The sequence below is a fragment of the Peribacillus sp. P4_C12 genome (assembly GCF_056402095.1).
The window spans coordinates 1-1,382 of the sequence record NZ_JBFUIB010000776.1 but is presented as its reverse complement, the minus strand read 5'-3'; the positions used below and the strand labels follow the sequence as shown (position 1 = coordinate 1,382).

Sequence of the window (1,382 nt, the reverse complement as noted above, 5' to 3'; positions counted from 1 at the left end):
AAGTGACGGATCATACATTGGTTGCCCCTTTTTTCCGCCATATGCAAATGTCCTGGCAATCCCAATGGCACCAATCGCATCCAAACGGTCCGCATCCTGAACAATTTCCGCCTCAATAGAAGGAAGTTGTACGTGTCCAGAACTATAAGAAATTGTGGTGATAATCTGTTTAATATCCTTAACAGTTTCTACATCCAAGTTAATTTCCCTAAACCAGTCATCCAACTTTCTCCAACCTGCATCGACATTCTGATTTAATTTATCATCCGGAATATCATGAAGGAGAGCCGCCAATTCAATGATAAATTCATTTCCTTTTTTTTCTTCTCTTGCAATATGTAAAGCCAGCTTTCGAACGCGATCGATATGGAACCAATCATGACCACTGGCATCAGAATTCAAATGGTTATATACATACTTTTCCGTAAGTTCAATTATAGTTTGTTTCATTTCACCACTCCAAGTCCATTCTATTTTACCATGGTTCTTATTAATGTGCCTTAATCTTCATTGAACCAACTGATTCCAATCGTTTGTTCACCGGTATGCACCCCTATCGCACTGCCGAGTGGAGATACATGCGTCTTTACATTAGGAAATTCTTCAGAAATCATTGCTTTCCAATTCTGGGTCTGCTCCGACAGCACTCCATATAATATAGTGCATTCTTTCACTTTTCCTGTTGCAAATGATTTGCGAAAATCGCTAAAAATTTGTTTTTCCGCTTTTTTTAGGTTTCGAGGTTTCGATTTAGTATGAAGCAAACCATCTTCAATTGAAATGATGGGTTTAAAACTTAATAGACTTCCGAGAAAATATTGGGCATTTGTTAACCTACCACTGCGGTACAGCTGATCTAAAGAACCTATTAACACATAGGTTTCATGGCTATCTGCATATTTTCTTGTTTTAACGAAAGCTTCATCAATTGAGTGACCATTTTCAACATAATACATGAGCCGTTTCAGTATTAATAGCATCGGAAAAGAAATTAGTAATGAATCAAAAACATCTACAGGTATCGTAACCATATGTGCGGCCTGCTGGCTAGCCGAAACTGTACCGCTCAGTTTACTGGAAAGATGAACGGAAATGACTCTATCATAGCGTTTTTCAAGCATCTTATATAACTCATAAAATCTCCCCACAGACGGCTGGGAAGTAGTCGGGTTTATCTTTTCTTCATTCATCCTGCGATATAATTCCTCAGATGAAAGGTCGATACCATCTTCATATTCCTTGCCATCAATGATGACAATCATCGGAACTACATATACATGTTCATTTAGTGATAATTCTTCATCTAATAATCCTGTACTGTCCGTTACCCATGCAATTCGTTCCATAGTTTACCTCCTGAGTAAAATAGTTGTTCTTTATTA

The 1,382-nt window shown here is 37.8% G+C and carries 2 protein-coding genes; both read right to left on the bottom strand.

Annotated features, from left to right (window positions below; all coding sequences use genetic code 11):
• The coding region (locus AC1DUW_RS28875) for an HD domain-containing protein (protein WP_477644195.1) at positions 1 to 450 on the bottom strand (450 nt) is incomplete at its 3' end.
• 50 nt (positions 451 to 500) lie between these two features.
• Positions 501 to 1,346, bottom strand: a complete 846-nt coding sequence (locus AC1DUW_RS28870; protein WP_477644194.1) for a DegV family protein — start codon at positions 1,344 to 1,346, stop codon at positions 501 to 503.
• Between the last annotated feature and the right edge of the window lie 36 nt (positions 1,347 to 1,382).

Coding starts and splice junctions, on each gene's coding strand:
- AC1DUW_RS28870 (WP_477644194.1), bottom strand. CDS start 1,346: ATGGAACGAATTGCATGGGTAACGGACAGTACAGGATTATTAGATGAA.